The sequence below is a fragment of the Acidithiobacillus marinus genome (genome assembly GCF_002847505.1).
GTDB lineage: Bacteria > Pseudomonadota > Gammaproteobacteria > Acidithiobacillales > Acidithiobacillaceae > Acidithiobacillus > Acidithiobacillus marinus.
On sequence record NZ_MXAV01000034.1, the window covers coordinates 1 to 14,829 of the forward strand.

At 53.3% G+C, this 14,829-nt stretch carries 17 protein-coding genes; 10 read left to right on the forward strand and 7 right to left on the reverse strand.

Annotated features, from left to right (window positions below; translation table 11 throughout):
- Positions 1–397: helix-turn-helix domain-containing protein (locus B1757_RS08035; RefSeq protein ID WP_143484229.1), on the reverse strand; the 397-nt coding region annotated here is incomplete at its 3' end.
- A gap of 100 nt (positions 398–497) precedes the next feature.
- Between B1757_RS08035 and B1757_RS08040 the strand changes: the two genes are divergently transcribed.
- The 6 genes from B1757_RS08040 to B1757_RS08065 are packed head-to-tail and all read left to right on the forward strand — an operon-like array spanning position 498 to position 5,559.
- Positions 498–1,205, forward strand: coding sequence for an FAD-dependent oxidoreductase (locus B1757_RS08040; protein ID WP_301179160.1), 708 nt, complete (start codon positions 498–500; stop codon positions 1,203–1,205).
- Entirely contained in the window at positions 1,181–1,948 is a 768-nt protein-coding gene (locus B1757_RS08045) for a DUF1365 domain-containing protein (RefSeq protein WP_101537825.1), read from the forward strand. Before B1757_RS08040 ends, B1757_RS08045 begins: the two co-directional genes overlap by 25 nt.
- On the forward strand, positions 1,945–3,162 hold the full coding sequence (locus tag B1757_RS08050) for an SAM-dependent methyltransferase (RefSeq protein WP_101537826.1): 1,218 nt from the start codon (positions 1,945–1,947) through the stop codon (positions 3,160–3,162). The genes B1757_RS08045 and B1757_RS08050 overlap by 4 nt, the downstream gene beginning before the upstream one ends.
- Positions 3,155–3,691 (forward strand): chalcone isomerase family protein, encoded by a 537-nt coding sequence (locus B1757_RS08055; protein ID WP_101537827.1) that lies wholly within the window; start codon positions 3,155–3,157, stop codon positions 3,689–3,691. The genes B1757_RS08050 and B1757_RS08055 overlap by 8 nt, the downstream gene beginning before the upstream one ends.
- On the forward strand, positions 3,684–4,976 hold the full coding sequence (locus B1757_RS08060; protein WP_101537828.1) for an MFS transporter: 1,293 nt from the start codon (positions 3,684–3,686) through the stop codon (positions 4,974–4,976). The genes B1757_RS08055 and B1757_RS08060 overlap by 8 nt, the downstream gene beginning before the upstream one ends.
- Positions 4,969–5,559, forward strand: a complete 591-nt coding sequence (locus tag B1757_RS08065; protein ID WP_101537829.1) for a DUF3833 family protein — start codon at positions 4,969–4,971, stop codon at positions 5,557–5,559. The genes B1757_RS08060 and B1757_RS08065 overlap by 8 nt, the downstream gene beginning before the upstream one ends.
- Positions 5,560–5,561: 2 nt before the next feature.
- Here the strand turns inward: B1757_RS08065 and B1757_RS08070 are convergent, their stop codons facing one another.
- The 4 genes from B1757_RS08070 to B1757_RS08085 all read right to left on the reverse strand — a co-directional run bounded on the left by B1757_RS08070 (position 5,562) and on the right by B1757_RS08085 (position 9,042).
- Positions 5,562–6,938 (reverse strand): APC family permease, encoded by a 1,377-nt coding sequence (locus B1757_RS08070; RefSeq protein WP_101537830.1) that lies wholly within the window; start codon positions 6,936–6,938, stop codon positions 5,562–5,564.
- Positions 6,939–7,010: 72 nt separating this feature from the next.
- Positions 7,011–8,321 (reverse strand): AMP-binding protein, encoded by a 1,311-nt coding sequence (locus B1757_RS08075; RefSeq protein ID WP_101537831.1) that lies wholly within the window; start codon positions 8,319–8,321, stop codon positions 7,011–7,013.
- Positions 8,322–8,323: 2 nt separating this feature from the next.
- A complete protein-coding gene (locus B1757_RS08080; RefSeq protein WP_101537832.1) occupies positions 8,324–8,638 on the reverse strand; it encodes a hypothetical protein in 315 nt (104 codons plus the stop codon).
- Entirely contained in the window at positions 8,638–9,042 is a 405-nt protein-coding gene (locus B1757_RS08085) for a PAS domain-containing protein (RefSeq protein ID WP_101537833.1), read from the reverse strand. The genes B1757_RS08080 and B1757_RS08085 overlap by 1 nt, the downstream gene beginning before the upstream one ends.
- Positions 9,043–9,271: 229 nt before the next feature.
- Here B1757_RS08085 and B1757_RS08090 point away from each other — a divergent pair, with 229 nt between their 5' ends.
- Both B1757_RS08090 and B1757_RS08095 read left to right on the forward strand, forming a co-directional pair.
- A complete protein-coding gene (locus tag B1757_RS08090; RefSeq protein WP_101537834.1) occupies positions 9,272–10,183 on the forward strand; it encodes a MerR family transcriptional regulator in 912 nt (303 codons plus the stop codon).
- A gap of 98 nt (positions 10,184–10,281) precedes the next feature.
- Complete coding sequence (locus tag B1757_RS08095) at positions 10,282–11,337, forward strand: CoB--CoM heterodisulfide reductase iron-sulfur subunit A family protein (protein WP_101537835.1); 1,056 nt, start codon at positions 10,282–10,284, stop codon at positions 11,335–11,337.
- 245 nt (positions 11,338–11,582) lie between these two features.
- Here B1757_RS08095 and B1757_RS16045 read toward each other — a convergent pair whose 3' ends face one another.
- Both B1757_RS16045 and B1757_RS08105 read right to left on the reverse strand, forming a co-directional pair.
- The gene (locus B1757_RS16045; protein ID WP_140391020.1) at positions 11,583–12,038 is read right to left on the reverse strand and encodes an ISAs1 family transposase; all 456 of its coding nucleotides are present in this window, start codon (positions 12,036–12,038) and stop codon (positions 11,583–11,585) included.
- Positions 12,019–13,338, reverse strand: a complete 1,320-nt coding sequence (locus tag B1757_RS08105) for an ISAs1 family transposase (protein WP_101537397.1) — start codon at positions 13,336–13,338, stop codon at positions 12,019–12,021. Before B1757_RS08105 ends, B1757_RS16045 begins: the two co-directional genes overlap by 20 nt.
- A gap of 178 nt (positions 13,339–13,516) precedes the next feature.
- Between B1757_RS08105 and B1757_RS08110 the strand changes: the two genes are divergently transcribed.
- Complete coding sequence (locus tag B1757_RS08110; protein ID WP_101537836.1) at positions 13,517–14,071, forward strand: DUF3833 family protein; 555 nt, start codon at positions 13,517–13,519, stop codon at positions 14,069–14,071.
- Entirely contained in the window at positions 14,068–14,829 is a 762-nt protein-coding gene (locus tag B1757_RS08115; protein WP_101537837.1) for an SDR family NAD(P)-dependent oxidoreductase, read from the forward strand. The genes B1757_RS08110 and B1757_RS08115 overlap by 4 nt, the downstream gene beginning before the upstream one ends.

Genomic DNA, 14,829 nt, shown 5'->3' on the forward strand with positions numbered 1-14,829 from the left:
GGAGCGTGTCGGTCTCGCCGACTAGGCGGGCTACGGTCAATACCGGCATCTCCCGCACCAGGGTCATGATCAGCGCTTCGAAGAGCAGGGTGAAATGCGAGCCTTCCCGTGCCCAGGGAACAGATATCTGATGCACTCCATGCTCCTGGCACTTCACACGAGGTACGCGGGCATGGAGATAGGCTTCATGCTGGAAGAAATCCATGTGCCGCCAAGTATGGTCACGGGTATCATGTACCGGACACTCCTCACCACAGACGGAGCAAGCAAAGCGACTACCCTTGGGAAAGTTGATGTGCAGATCCAGGCGTTTCTCCTCCACCGTGAAAGTCACATGATCCACCAACCACGGCGGAACCAATCCTAACGCGAGAGAAAACAGCTCTTCAGGGACCATCAGCTAACTCCAATTCAGGGCACGACCGCTCCACAGCATTCTACCCCCTACCCACTCAATCTGACGAAGAGCCATTTTTAATCGTCCGCAATGGCGGACGGTGCTGGGCGGGGGGCGTGAATATGTGCAGCGTATCATCCGGGATCTCCCGGATCTGCGTTTGAATACGCCGGTAGAAGCTTTGCGCCCTGATCGTCAGGGCGGAGTGTTGGTCCAGTATGCTGGCGGCCAGGAAGAGCACTTTGATCAGGTCATCTGTGCATTACATGGAGATCAGGCCAGAAAGTTGCTCGGCGAGCACTGGCCTGCCCAGAAGGCGGCGCTGGCGCATTGCCAGTATCAGGACAACTCCGCCTATTTGCACGGGGATGAACGCTTTCTCCCCAAACGTCGTAAGGCCTGGGCAGCCTGGAATTTTCACGAAGAGGGTGCGGCAGATACGCAGCGTTCCGTGGCAGTCACCTACCTGATCAACCAGTTGCAGCCCTTGCCTTTCACTGCACCGGTCATGGTGACCTTGAATCCGCAACAAGCACCGGCTCCCGAAAAAACCTGGGCACAGTTTCATTATGCCCATCCGGTTTTTGATCACGCTGCCCTGGCGGGTCAGGAAGCCATCCGTCGTCTGCAGGGAGCCGATGGACTCTGGTTTTGCGGTGCCTGGCTGGGTCATGGTTTTCACGAGGATGGCCTGCGCAGTGCGGTAGAAGTCGCCAATCGTATGGGTGTTCGTGCTGCCTGGCAGCAACAGGAGAGTTCCGTTTCTGAACCCCGGATGGAAATATGCCCAGAACACGTCCTGCGTTAACAGGTGGTCTTTTGTTGGGGCGGGTCATGCACCGGCGCCTGCAACCCCCGCGTCCTGCTTTTCATTATCGCACGTTCAGCATTTGCTTCGATCTGGATGCGCTGCCCCTTTTGCAAAAGGTGCTTTCACGCTTGAGTCCCCTGCGTTTTTATAATCGTGATCACGGTCCCCGTGATGGCTCTGCTTTGTTGCCCTGGATTCAGGGGTGTTTTGCCGAGCAGCAGATTCCTGCCAGCCGCTATGTGCTGGTTACCTACCCACGTCTTTGGGGCTATGTATTCAATCCAGTCAGTTTTTGGTTGGGACTGGACGAAAACGACCAGATTCGCGGGGTGTTGGCAGAGGTCAATAATACTTTTGGTGAGCACCATAGTTATCTGCTCGCCCACGCAGATCGCCGGATTATTGGGCAGGGAGACTGGTTGACTGCGGACAAAGCTTTTCATGTGTCGCCATTTTTACCTGTAGAAGGGCAATATCGTTTTCGGTTTCGCCTGCAAGAGCAGAGTTTTCATGCGGATATTCATTATCTGGATGCGGCTGGCGAACCCTGCTTGCTTACCCAGATAGCGGGAAACCGGCAGCCGCTGAGTTTGCCCAAGGTATGGAGAGCGGTGTTGCAACAGCCCTTCATGACTTTTTCCGTGGTCTTTTTTATTCACTGGCAGGCCTTGAAGCTCTGGCGTGCCCACATCCCTTTTCACAAAAAACCGGAGCCCCCGCAGCAGGAGATCAGTTTATGAGCACTGTATTTGATAACCGTCGCGTTTCTGCGAACAGACTGCCCCGCTCCGCACAGGCATTGCTGAAAATGCTGGAAGGCATGGGTTGCGGGCAGTTGACCCTCAAAACGCCGGAGGGAGAAGTCCTGCAGTTTGAAGGTGCAGAATCGGGCTTGCGTGCGGATTGGGTCATCCATGACTGGCGGATTTTATCCTGGTTGGCTCGGGATGGAGATATCGCCTTTGGACGTGGATACATGGAAGGCTTGTGGGAGAGCAGTGATCCGGTCGCCTTGCTGCGTCTGGCCATTGCCAATCGGGCTATGGTCGAAAAATATGTGGAGGGTTCGTGGACCCGACGACTGATATTTACGCTTTTGAATCGTCTGCTACGCGCCAATACCCGGCGTGGCAGTCGTCGTAACATTGCTTTCCACTATGATCTGGGCAACGATTTTTATCAGCTCTGGCTGGATAAGAGCATGACCTATTCCAGCGCCCTTTATGACGGAGAAGATACGCTGAGTCTGGAAGCTGCCCAGGAAAGAAAATATGCCCGAGCTCTGGATAATCTCAATCTGACTCCGGGAGCCCGGATTCTGGAAATTGGCTGTGGTTGGGGTGGTTTTGCCGAATACGCAGCCCGGCGCGGATATCATGTGCATGGCATCACCTTGTCCTCCGAGCAGCTGGCTTATGCCCGGGAGCGCTTAAGTCGTCAAGGGCTGGACCATTTCACAGAGTTTTCCCTAACAGATTATCGTGACATGCAGGGCCATTATGACGGCATTGTCTCCATTGAAATGCTCGAAGCTGTGGGAGCTGAGTGGTGGCCCAGTTATTTCCAGCAAATTCGGCAATTATTGCGGCGCGGCGGGCGGGCCCTGATTCAGAGTATTACCATTGCTGATGAACGCTTTGCAGCTTACCAGAAAAGCTCCGATTTTATCCGGCATTATGTATTCCCCGGGGGCATGCTGCCCGCCCCGGCGCGACTTCTGGCAGAAGTCCGTGCTGCAGGTTTGCAGATGCTTGAACGCAAAGACTTTGGTCAGGACTATGCGCGGACCTTGCACTTATGGCGACAGCAATTTGACACGCAGGAAGAAGCCATTGAGGCGCTAGGTTATGACCAGGTTTTTCGCAGGATGTGGCGTTTTTATCTGATGTACTGTGAGGCAGGCTTTTCCGAGAAAGAAATTGATCTGACCCAGGTAACTTTGACCCATGGTTAAGCTACTCATTTTTTTGTGGATATTACTGCTCAGCCCGTTGGCCTGGGCAAAGCCGCCCCAGGTATCCTTGCCGACAGCCGTGAAAATGGCCGAGCCGGATTTGCATTTGTTGGGCGCGGGACATCTGAACTGGTTGTTTTTCAGCGTTTATAATGCGGCACTCTGGGTGAGTGGTAATGATTACACGCCAACCCAGCCCTTTGCATTGGGAATTGATTATGAACGGGACTTCAGCAGCCACGAACTGGTAAAAACTTCGCTGAAAGAAATGCGTCGGCTGGACGGCCTGAGCCCTGCGCAATTGGTCAAATATCAGCTTGATTTGAAAAACGCCTTTCCTGACGTGAAATCCGGGGATCAGATTGTTGGTTTGTGTGTGCCCGGAAAATACACTGCCTTCTATTATAATGGCGTATTGCACAGTAAAATTAATGATCCGCAATTCTGTCCGGACTTTTTTGCCATCTGGCTGAGTCCCAGGACCCAAGTGCCGGGCTTACGGAAAAACCTGCTGGGCAGGCATGAGTAAAGGTCGGCAACAGGGTATCCCTTCCTATAGAACGCTCCTGTTTTATGCGCCCTTGGGAATGCCTTTGGCTTTTGGGGCTTTGCCCGTCTATTTGCTGATTCCTCATCTGTATGCCCAGAATTTCGGTATCTCTCTGAGTTTGTTGGGAATCATTTTGCTGGCGGTACGTTTGCTGGATGCCATACAGGACCCGCTGATCGGCCTTTGGAGTGACCGGTGGGCAGAACAGCATCATGGCCGCCGGGTGCTGATTCTTTTGGGTATCCCAGGCATGATTCTGGGTTTTTACGGGCTTTTCAATCCGTGGCCGGGCTCGGTCTGGCTCAGCCTGGCTTGCTCACTGATCATTTTTTATCTGTTTTTCAGTGTGACCAGTGTCAACTATCAGGCTTTGGGGGCAGAATTATCCCGGGATTACAATGGCCGCACCTGGCTCACGACCAGTCGCGAGGCGGGCGCCTTGATAGGTGTACTGCTGGCCGCTGCCTTGCCGGACGTATTGATGCAGCAATGGGGCAGAGTGCAAGGCCTGGAACTATTTGCGGGTATTTTTGCTCTGTTTTTGATATTGGCTGTATTCCCTTTACTGAAATCCAGCATGCAGCGCCCGGTCTTTGGCGAAAAGCTCCCTTGGTGGGCCTTTTTTTCAGCCTTGAAGCATAAGCCATTACGACACCTGCTGATTATTTATTTGCTTTCACAATCCGCCAATACTGTAGCCGGAACACTTTTTTTCTTTTTTGTCGATGAAATTCTCGGGGCACACTCACTGGCGCCTTTGTTTCTGTTGGCCTATTTTCTTTCGGGAGCATTAGGCATGCCTTTATGGTTATGGCTATCGGGACGTTTCAGTAAAAGTCTGGCCTGGCGTCTGTCCATGTTGGTCGCCATCGTAGCCTTTGCCGGTGCTTATTTTATTCGCTCGGGGGAGGTCTGGCCCTATGCCCTGATTTGCGTTTTGACGGGGCTGACTCTGGGGGCTGATCAGGCCTTACCGCCCAGCCTTCTGGCTGATCATAGTGACCGGGACACGCGCAGTCGTCCGGGAAATTATTTCGGTTTATTCAATTGGGTGGGTAAGGCAGCCACGGCTTTGGGTGCCGGCTTGATATTGCCGTTATTACAAGGTTTAGGCTATTCAGCCGGACAAAATCTATGGGCCTTATCTTTTTGTTATGCCCTGGTGCCAGCGCTGATCAAAATACTGGCCGTTGTGCTCATGGGTGTCTGGTCCTTAGAGGGCCGGAATTCTTTGGTTCCATTAATGGGAGGGTATCATGAATAAAATACAGCAATTATTGGGTTTGTCCTTGGTCATGGCTTTGGCAGGTTGTGCGACGCAGCCCCAGGAATATGCGCAAAGCCGGCCAAAGTTCGATCTGAAGACCTTTTTTAATGGCCCCCTGATGGCCCAAGGCGTGTTTGAAAATCGTTCTGGTAAGGTTGTGAATCGTTTTGTGGTGCGGATGATGGGTACCTGGCAAGGCGATCAGGGCACCCTGGTAGAAAACTTCACTTATTTTGATGCTGCAGGTAAAAAAACCTATCAACAACGGGTTTGGCATCTGACCGAAACCAGTAACCATCATTTTGTGGGCAGTGCTGAAGGATCAGCCGGGAATGTAGCCAAGGCATCTGGAGATGCCTTTGGTTTTGCTCTGCACTGGTCCTACGACGTGCGTCAACCGGTAGGCAAAACTTTTTATCATCTGCATGCCAATGACTGGATGTATATGATTACACCCAATACGTTGATGGATCATACCGATGTGACCTGGTATGGGCTGCATGCCGGTAATATTTTTCTGGAAATGCATAAACTCCCCGATACCGCCGAAAACCGGGCAAAAGTAGCGGAAGTGAAGTAAGTTTATTCGTCGACCACGTCGATGATTTGATGCAATTTCCGGGGTTGGTAGCGTGCCCATAGCAAACCCCGGATAAACACGATGATCACCAGCAGCACAAAAAGCACGCTGGCAGCCCCTTCTCCCCCTTTTGGTAAAGGCCATAAACTCACTTGGAGTACCTTGAGCAAGAGTGGCAGGGAAAGTCCGGCAACTATCAGGCTCATCCAGCGCCAGGGGTGTTGCTGACGAAACAAAAACAGCGGTGTGGCAATGTTGGCGAGGCTGTAAATCAGCAGAAAAGCCAATCCGGTAAAAGTGCCAAACGTGCCCACAACGGACAATATTGAAAACCGGGCCATGCTGACTACTACCGTACTGATCATGACCAGCAGGGCTAACAAGCCCAGGGCGCGGGTCGGTGTATGGTGCAGCGGGTGGCGAAAATGCAGATAGGGACTGATGACCTGATGTCCGGCCATACTGAATAAAATCCGAGAGATACTGTTGAGGGTGGCAATAGTTGCGGAAAAAGCGGCGGTAGCCATGGCTAAATCCGAGAAGATACCCAGCCAGGGTCTGCCAATCGCTTCGGCTATGCGGTTGAGTGGTGCCGGGCTGTTGCCAATGGCCGAAGGAATATGGGAAAAAGCGAGAATTTCGATATAGGCCATGGCTACAAAAAAGATGCCTACCATGCCCACGGAAAACAGCATGACCTTGGGGATGGCGGTACGAGCCGCCCGGGTTTCTCCGGCGAGATTACCCGCTGTTTCAAAACCGCCATAAGCCAAGAGGGACAGAATCAACGCCTGGGTAAACGGGCCTTGCTGCAGCTGCGAAAATTCCCATTGATGGGGATCGCGCCAACCATAATATCCCAGAGTGAAGGCGGCGATGAGGATAATACAGGCAATGGAAAAAATCTCGACCCACAACCCCCAACGTGCAGAAATTTCAATCCCGCGCCGTGCCAGTCGCCAGGCAACGAGTAGATACAGCAGAGCGATCACCGCAATCCAGCCAATGCCCTGGACCGGCCAGAAAAAGGCCAGCGCCTGCTCCAGGAACAATCCCCCCAATAGCGGGGCGGCTGCCAGAGCACCGAAATATCCGGTAATCATGACAAAACCCGCCACCATGCCAGCGATGGGGTGCAAAGCCTTGCCGAGATAAAAAAACAGGGAGCCGGGCGAGGGAAAATGCCGGGCGAGAATGCCAACTTGCACAGCCACCAACATCATTAACAAGCCGATGACACTATAGGCCAGCCAGGTAAAATGGCCGCTGTGCATAGCTACCAGTGAGATCGTCACCGCGGGCATGGCTGACGGGGTAATGTTGGCAACGGCGTGGCCCCATATTTCGCTGGGGCTGACAGAGGAGGGGCGGGAGCGCATAGGGCCGATTACTCGCTATTCAGTCAAAAGCGAAAAATTATAAGGGAGTCCGTCAGAAAAGCGAAAGCCGTTTTATTCAGGCCAGTTTTCATACAGCCAGCGTCGGTTGGGTTTGCCCTGAGAGCTGGGTGCCTTCTCCCAGAAGGTCTGTCCGGGAACATGTAACCGGTATGGTTCGTGCCAATGCCGAATGAAGGCGGCTTTTTGCGCTTCAGACACGTTTGCGACGACGCTCAAATGCCGCGACCCCGGTGCACCAAGGACGATGCTGTCTGCTTGAGGATAGACATCCATCAAGCGTGCCTCTTCAGCTTCTGATCGGACACTCTGTCCGTTTGCAAGGCTGAATCCGCCATCATGCCTTCCCAGCCAATATAGACATCCTTGAGGATTCTGATAGACCTCATCACCACTATTGCGCCAACCCTGTTCCTGAGGCATGTTCTGCCAACCTGATGCATCCAGGAAGGCATCTGCCTGACCGGGTGATTGATAGCGCAAGGTTCCCCCGGCAATAGTGCATTGCACGAGGGGGAATCCCAGAATAAAGGGATGAAACTCACCAGGGAGTCCCAGAGTGATGCCCGGCCCGGCTTCTGTTTGTCCATAACCGACCCGGAGCTTGCTGCCCTGAAGCTGTTCTGCCAATTGGGTTCCTAGCGGCGCGCCACCAATGATGCCCCCCTCCAGTGCGCCTATTTGTTGCTGATCGAGCAAGCGGGCAATGCGCGGAACCGTGAAAAGATGCGTGCAGTCAGGAGGTGGGTGACGGGCGCGCTGTGCGTTTACCTGAATGACGCTGCCTGCAATGCCGGCGGTAAGTAACTCCAGCACGCCGGCAAAAACATGCGCCCAGGGCAGTGTGTTCCAGATGAGGCTGTCGGTACTCAGCTGCAATGCCGGTAGGTGGGCATCCACTTGCCATTGCAAGGCTGAAAAACGCAGACGATACGCATTTCCTGCCCCCATGCTGCCCGAGCTCCACATAATCAGCGCGGCATCCAGATCCTCCTGCGGAAGACCATTACAGGGGATTTCCTGCAGACGCTGCGCTGAATAATGGATCCACAAGGCCGGTTGAAGCCGTTGCAGACGTCGCCGGGTTTCCTGGGGGTGCAGGTTGGGTAAGGGACAAAAAGTCCAGCCGCCCATCCAACAGGCCAGCATGTAAGCCACATAGGCCGGACTATTGGGAATACTGACGACAACCCGTGCACCGGGTAGCAGCTTGCTGCGCCGCCAGCGGGTTTTGATGCGCGCGGCGCGGGCCCAAAGCGATTGTCCGGGCCAGGCATGGCTGATTCCGTTGTGCTGCCAGTCCAGGGCAAAGCCATGATGCATGCCCGCAGCCAGTCGCTGCAAAAAAGCATCGCGATCCGCCACTGTCAGGACACCAAATCCGGAGACATATCTCTCAAAAAGCGACTAATTTGTTGGCGCAAATCTGCGGAGATTTCCTCTTCGTGGTGGCAAATTTCCTGATCCACCATCTGTAGGAGCTGTACCTGTTCGGCGCTGAGAAATTGTTGTCCATCCTGCTGGAAGGCATTGTTCAGGATCTGCCAAAGGCTGCTTAAACAAACATGATATAGTTGTTTTTGTTCCTGCTGAATCTCCGGAAGATCAGCCACCGTTTGTATTAACTCATCGGCATATGCCAGAAAATGGATGATCACATTGCTTTCAACGGGCGCAGACATCAGCCGAGGTCCTCGTAAAGTTGAATGACACGATCAATGAAAATAAAAAAGAGCGGACTTTTGCGAATATCGTAAAGCATATGAATATGCGCAGAAATCGGACGAATACGATAAGTAAACGTATAGTAAAAATGCGTATCCATGGTTCCATCCTGAATACCTTGACGAAACCGGCCACGAAACAATCGGCTGGCAGTACAGGGCGCAACTTCGGTAAAAAAATTCCTACCCAGAACTTCTGAGACGCTGAGTCCGCTGAGACGTGATTCTGCAGCATTGAAAATTTTTACCAGAGCATGATTGTCCAGGGCAATAATCCCAAAACCTTGACGATCAGCCATGGTCGCGGTGATTTGTTCAGGGTGGTTCAGGATCTCGTCGGCAACAAAATTTTTAGCGAACATTCACGTTCCTTGGACAAAATGAATCTGCCAGGAAGAGCGAATCCTGTACCCCCGTCTTGCCCTGATAGCGGATTGCCACCAGAATTCATATAAAGCATGGGCATCCCTGACTATTTGTGTGACCATGAAATAAAACAGTAAGCACAGGAATCTCTCTGGCAATGCTATAGTAGGTTACTGTTCAGGATTCATATGTCAAGAAGACGTCATATACAAAAAGGGAACATTGGTGGATATCAGTACGGATGAAGTAGATGCGCCGCAATTTCCGATCAGTGTGGTCGAGCAGGAAACCGGTATTTCCAAAGAGTTGTTACGGATGTGGGAACGGCGGTATGCCTTTCCGGTGCCTGGTCGTGATCTGACAGGAAACCGCTTGTACAGCCGTGCCCAGATCGACCGTTTGCACCAGATCAATCGGCTGCTGGCGGCAGGCTATCGGCCGGGGGCTGTAGTGGGTGCAGATGCCCAGAAAATCGAGAATCTGATTGCCGAAATTCCGGTGCCGTCAGCGGTCCCGCGAGAAGATCCGGAAGCTCTGGCCGAAGCCTTGGCGATGCTTGCCTCGGACCGCCCGGAACGATTGTTGACTTACTTGCGTCGTCAGTTGCAGCAGGAAGGTCTTCCACGCTTTGTATTACAGGTTGCTGCGCCGTTGCTGCAGCGCGTTGCCCGCGCCCGGCTTACGGGAGAAATTCAGCCCTACCGGGAAGCCTGTCTTCAGGAGTTGTTGAGAGAATGTCTTTATGTGGCCACCAGTCAGCTTCCTGTCGGAGTGGCACGGTTGCGGGTTTTGCTGGCGAGTTTTCCCGGGGAGGGGCGTGCTCTGGAATTACAGATGACCCGGGCCTTGCTGATGGGTGAGGGAGTAGATGTTCTGTATATCGGGCCTGAGCCAGAACTGGATGATCTTCTGGCGGCAGCAGAAGCCTGTCATGTGCAGGTCATTCATATGGCGATATCGGCGGCGGCGGTCAATTCACAAAATCGTATCTACCTGAAGGAATTGCAAAAACGGATACCGTCTGATATTACCCTCTGGTTGGGAGGGAGTGGTTGTCTCGAGCTCGGCAGTGGCAGAGATGAATCCTGTTTTGTGCGCTTACAGGATATGTTGGAGGCAATACGGGAATGGTCCTGACCTCTTCACTGTGACCAGCTTTTGTTTAATACAAATGCTTGACAATGTTCAGGGCATGTTCTACATTTTAACCATCAGTTGAATTTCAGGAGCGTGTCATGGCGAATACCGATTCAGTACTGGTAGTTGGAGCTGGTCCAGCGGGTCTTTCTGCAGCAGCAACCATTGCATCTATGGGTAAAAAAGCAGTTATCGTCGAAAAAGAAGATGTCTTGGGCGGGGCACCCATCATATCAGGATATGCCCGCTTGGTGCCTTCCGGCGAATGGGCTAAGGATGCTATCGGCCGTATGGTTAGCAGAGTGACAGGTAACAAAAATGTTTCTATCCATACCTCTACTAAAGTGACTGATTTCAGTGGAGAACCCGGTCAATTTACTGCAACTTTGAGTTCTGGCGAAAAAGTGGAAACCGGCGCCGTGGTTCTCGCCACAGGGTTTACGCACTTTGATTCCATCAATAAACCCGAATGGGGATTTGGCACTTACGAAGACGTATTGACCACAACCCAAATGGAGCAAATGGTGGCCACCGGGCAAATTCGTTGTCCATCAGATGGACGCGTCCCTGAAAGAGTCGCCATTTTGTTGTGCGTGGGTTCTCGTGATCGACAAATCGGCAGAGAGTGGTGTTCCAAGATCTGTTGTACGGTTTCCACCAACTTAGCAATGGAAATCAAGGAAATATCACCTACTACCGATGTATTCATTTATTACATGGATATTCGTACCTTTGGATTGTACGAAGACAAGTTTTACTGGAAGAGCCAAGAAGAGTTCAAAACCAAATTTGTGAAAGCGCGCATTGCTGAAGTAACCAAATCTCCTGATGGTCGTTTGTTGGTTAAGGGCGAAGATACACTGGTCAAAAGACCCATTGTTATTCCCATGGATCTGGTGGTGCATGCCATTGGTATGGATCCCAATGCACTGAATCCAGAAATTTCCAAGGTTTTTGGTGTTGCTCTAGAAAAACACGGGTTCATTGATCGAGCAGAACAATACACCAATACCCAGGGAACAACACGAAGAGGCATTTATGTCTGTGGTGCGGCAACGGGTCCGGAGACTATTGATGACTCCATGGCTCAAGGACAATCAGCTGGAGCTCGCTCAGTGGCCGATCTTTATCAGCTTTTATCTGCCTCTGCTTGATCCATTGATTATGAAGTACGTATTGTAGTTTCTGGTGGCCTTGAGGGACAGGGCTCCGTCAAGCTCGCCAGATATAGTAGCAGAGGTTTTCGCCACTGATTTTAATGGTGGTTTGAAGGGGCTATAGTTGGTGGAAATGCGGCATTTTCAGGCGATTTTGGGTGCAGAATCGTGAATGGGGTGGCTGACGGACGCAGCTCGCCCTCCGGAGCTATTCTCGGATAGGTAAACCCCGTGGTGGCGCCTCAGTATCCGAGTTGGCGGAGCGTTTTGTGCGCGCTGGCGGCGAAATCCCGGCACGCTTTGGCGATATTCTTGACGCCAGTGAGACGCATAATGCTCATGGCCAGTTCGCGCAAGGTCGCCATCATATGGGGACCGTTCTGGGTACGGACTTGGGAGAGGTCCTCGTGGAAAGTCACATCGCGGACATGATGGTTCCGGTTTTCAATTTCCCAGTGACCACGGGCCAAGCCCAACAGATTTTCGGGCGTGGCACGATCCGGGGTCAGGCTGGTGAGTCCGAAGGCATAATCATCCCGAATCGTGCCCTCTTTGCTGTTGATGGTGGAGCGTTGGATCAGGAAAGCTTGTCCGACATGCGGAAAATGGAGGCCGGTTGCCCGGGTGGCGACGATGATTTTGCGGTATTCAAAGCGGCCATGCCCGACCTCTGTGGTTTCAGCGTTGAGGGGGAAAATCGCCCCAAGGGAGGCACGTCAGACGGTCGCGGAGTTTTCGTTGATTGCCTTTGACGGCGGTGAAGAGATAATCGGCTTTCTTGTCTTCGACGAGGAAGCGGGCGGTCTCCCGCTGGGTATGCAGGGCATCGGCGGTGACGACCTTGCCCGCGATGTTGACGTCCTGGAGCAGGTTGCGCAGTTCTGGAATTTCGTTGGTTTTCCGGGCGATTTCTTTTTGCGCGATGGTGGCCCCCTGTCCATGCAGGAACGCGCTGAGCAGATGCACCTGAGCGCCGTCTGCGCGTGCGGCCCCTTTGAGGACTTTGCCATCGACGGCCACCGCTTCAAAGCCCGCCGTACCCAGTAGCCAGGCGCCGATCGCCGCATCCAGCGCCTCCACATCGGCCCCTTGCAAGACGCGCCGGATGGTCGGTTCGGAGGGGGCGAGGTAGCGCTTGGTTTTGGGATCGAATCGGGCGCGGATGCGCTTCAATTGAGCCTGGGTCAAGCGACCGCCCCACTCGGCGATGGCGGCATAACTTTCGGCCCGCGTCAGGACAGCGGCCACGGCCACCGTCAGGATGGCCGGGAGGGGATGCTGCTTGCCTAGTTTGCTGCGGGTATCGGGAAGGCGGAAAAAGATTTGGCGCAAGCCTTCCATTTGCGCGTCGCTCAACGTCACGGTTTGCATGGGGGTATGGGTCCATTCGAGTTGGGGCTGCGGCTGGGCCAACCAGGCCCGCGCCTGTGGATGGAGAGGAAAGAGCAGAAGACGTTTAGGTTGGCCGTGGTGGACATAGCCACCACCGGGACGGCGGGCGAAGCCCTTGGTTCCGCCGACATCCACCCAGTTGGCGGCCCGGTAGCAGGCACCGGTAAAACGGGGGGATTCCACAAAGGTCTCAGCCAGCACGATGGGATGCCCATAGACGGATTGCCAGTCCGCAGAGAGCCTGTGCAGGTTCAGCGCCAGAATACGGGACGCCAGATTCGGGAAGGATTCTCCGGGCAGGATCAGAAAACGGGCATTGTTGGCGATGAGATGCAAGCGCTGGCGGCGCAAGATCCAGGACCAGCCGATCCACCGATCCCGCGCCTGGCATTGAAAAGCGGCGGCATGCCAGCCCAGTAACGCTACCCAGCGACCATCGAGCGTAGCCACATAGCGCAGGTTACGGCCCGCCAAGGTGCGAAAGCCCCGGTAGTGATACGTTTGCATCAGCGTATTCCAGCGTTCCCGCTCCGTGGGCAGGATGGGTCGCACCTGAACACGGTGCAGGCTGGCTTGCTGGTTTTCGGTGAGAGTTGGGACTTCCATGCGGCAAAAGTTACCGCATTCATCCTGAGAAGTCCAGAAAAACCCTTTGTGCTACTCCATCAGCAGCTTAGATGGAAGGTTGACAGGGCCCTGCCTTGAGGGATGCTATGCATCCCTCTTTTTTGCTGTATAACGGTTATAATTTTGTGGGCACTCTTATTCGATAGACAGGCGCGTCATGAAAAAATACGCATCAACCCTACCCGTGTTTCAGCTCCATCAATTTTTTAATGGCCCTTCTGTAGCAACGGGCATATTCCAGGATCGCTCCGGTAAGGTGGTCAACCGCTTTATCATGCACTTGCTGGGCACCTGGCAGAGCGAATCGGTTGGCTCACTCAGTGAAAAATTTCTATTTCTGGATAATAACGGTAAAGCGACACATGCAGACCGTCTGTGGCAGTTGCAAGTCACGGGAGGGCATACCTTTGCCGCTACGGCACAAGGTTCTGCGGGTGATATTGTGGGTGTTGCCCAAGGGGAAGCCGAGGGATTTGCCATGCGCTGGCGTTATACGTTGCGTCAGCCTGTGGGGAAGCGTTTTTTTAACTTGCGTGTGGATGACTGGATGTATCTGATTGATAAAGATCACGTCATTAATCGTAGTAAAATGCGGTTTTGGGGGTTTTTCGTAGGAGATGTCAGTATTGAAATTCATCGTTTGGCAGATACAGCGGAAAATCGCGAGGCTATGATGCAGCTGCCCCGCCTGGGCGATCCGGTACCCGTATGAGTAGCTACTGGCAAGGAAAACGTTGTTGGCTCATCGGTGCCAGTACCGGTATTGGCGCGGCTTGTGCAAAGGCCCTAGATGACCAGGGAGCAAAAATTGCTCTGACGGCGCGTAATCCCGACAAACTCGAACAACTCGCCAGCCAGCTGGGCAATGAGCCCCTGATCTGCCCCGCTGATGTGACCCAAACAGAGCAGCTACAAAAAGCCTATACAGTCATTAAACAGCACTGGGGCGGCCTGGATCTCCTGCTGTTTCTGGCTGGGACTTATCAGGCAGCACGGAGCTGGGATCTGGATCCGACCTTGGCAAGACAGGCTATGACGACCAATTATCTGGGGGCCGTGGACGCGGTGCACGCAGTGCTTGGGGATTTACTGACAGCAGGGCAGGGGCAGATTGTCCTGACTTCCAGTGTTGCCGGTCTGCGGGGGCTGCCACAGTCTCTTTACTACGGACCGAGCAAGGCCGCATTGACCCATCTTGCCGAAGTGCTCCATCTTGACCTTGAAGACAAAGGTATCAAGGTTCAGGTGATTCACCCCGGTTTTGTCGCCACCCCGCTGACAGCCCATAATGATTTTCCTATGCCCAATCTGATCAGCCCCGAGCAAGCGGCCAGGGAAATTTTGCGAGGAATGCAAGGGAATCATTTTGAAATACATTTTCCCCGCGCTTTTACCCGTAAACTTAAATTGCTGCGTTGTCTGCCCTATCGTTGGTATTTTTCTTTGGTGCATCGTTCCACAGGTTTATAA

Coding starts and splice junctions, on each gene's coding strand:
- B1757_RS08045 (WP_101537825.1), top strand. CDS start 1,181: ATGCCCAGAACACGTCCTGCGTTAACAGGTGGTCTTTTGTTGGGGCGG.
- B1757_RS08050 (WP_101537826.1), top strand. CDS start 1,945: ATGAGCACTGTATTTGATAACCGTCGCGTTTCTGCGAACAGACTGCCC.
- B1757_RS08055 (WP_101537827.1), top strand. CDS start 3,155: ATGGTTAAGCTACTCATTTTTTTGTGGATATTACTGCTCAGCCCGTTG.
- B1757_RS08060 (WP_101537828.1), top strand. CDS start 3,684: ATGAGTAAAGGTCGGCAACAGGGTATCCCTTCCTATAGAACGCTCCTG.
- B1757_RS08065 (WP_101537829.1), top strand. CDS start 4,969: ATGAATAAAATACAGCAATTATTGGGTTTGTCCTTGGTCATGGCTTTG.
- B1757_RS08070 (WP_101537830.1), bottom strand. CDS start 6,938: ATGCGCTCCCGCCCCTCCTCTGTCAGCCCCAGCGAAATATGGGGCCAC.
- B1757_RS08080 (WP_101537832.1), bottom strand. CDS start 8,638: ATGTCTGCGCCCGTTGAAAGCAATGTGATCATCCATTTTCTGGCATAT.
- B1757_RS08085 (WP_101537833.1), bottom strand. CDS start 9,042: ATGTTCGCTAAAAATTTTGTTGCCGACGAGATCCTGAACCACCCTGAA.
- B1757_RS08095 (WP_101537835.1), top strand. CDS start 10,282: ATGGCGAATACCGATTCAGTACTGGTAGTTGGAGCTGGTCCAGCGGGT.
- B1757_RS08105 (WP_101537397.1), bottom strand. CDS start 13,338: ATGGAAGTCCCAACTCTCACCGAAAACCAGCAAGCCAGCCTGCACCGT.
- B1757_RS08110 (WP_101537836.1), top strand. CDS start 13,517: ATGAAAAAATACGCATCAACCCTACCCGTGTTTCAGCTCCATCAATTT.
- B1757_RS08115 (WP_101537837.1), top strand. CDS start 14,068: ATGAGTAGCTACTGGCAAGGAAAACGTTGTTGGCTCATCGGTGCCAGT.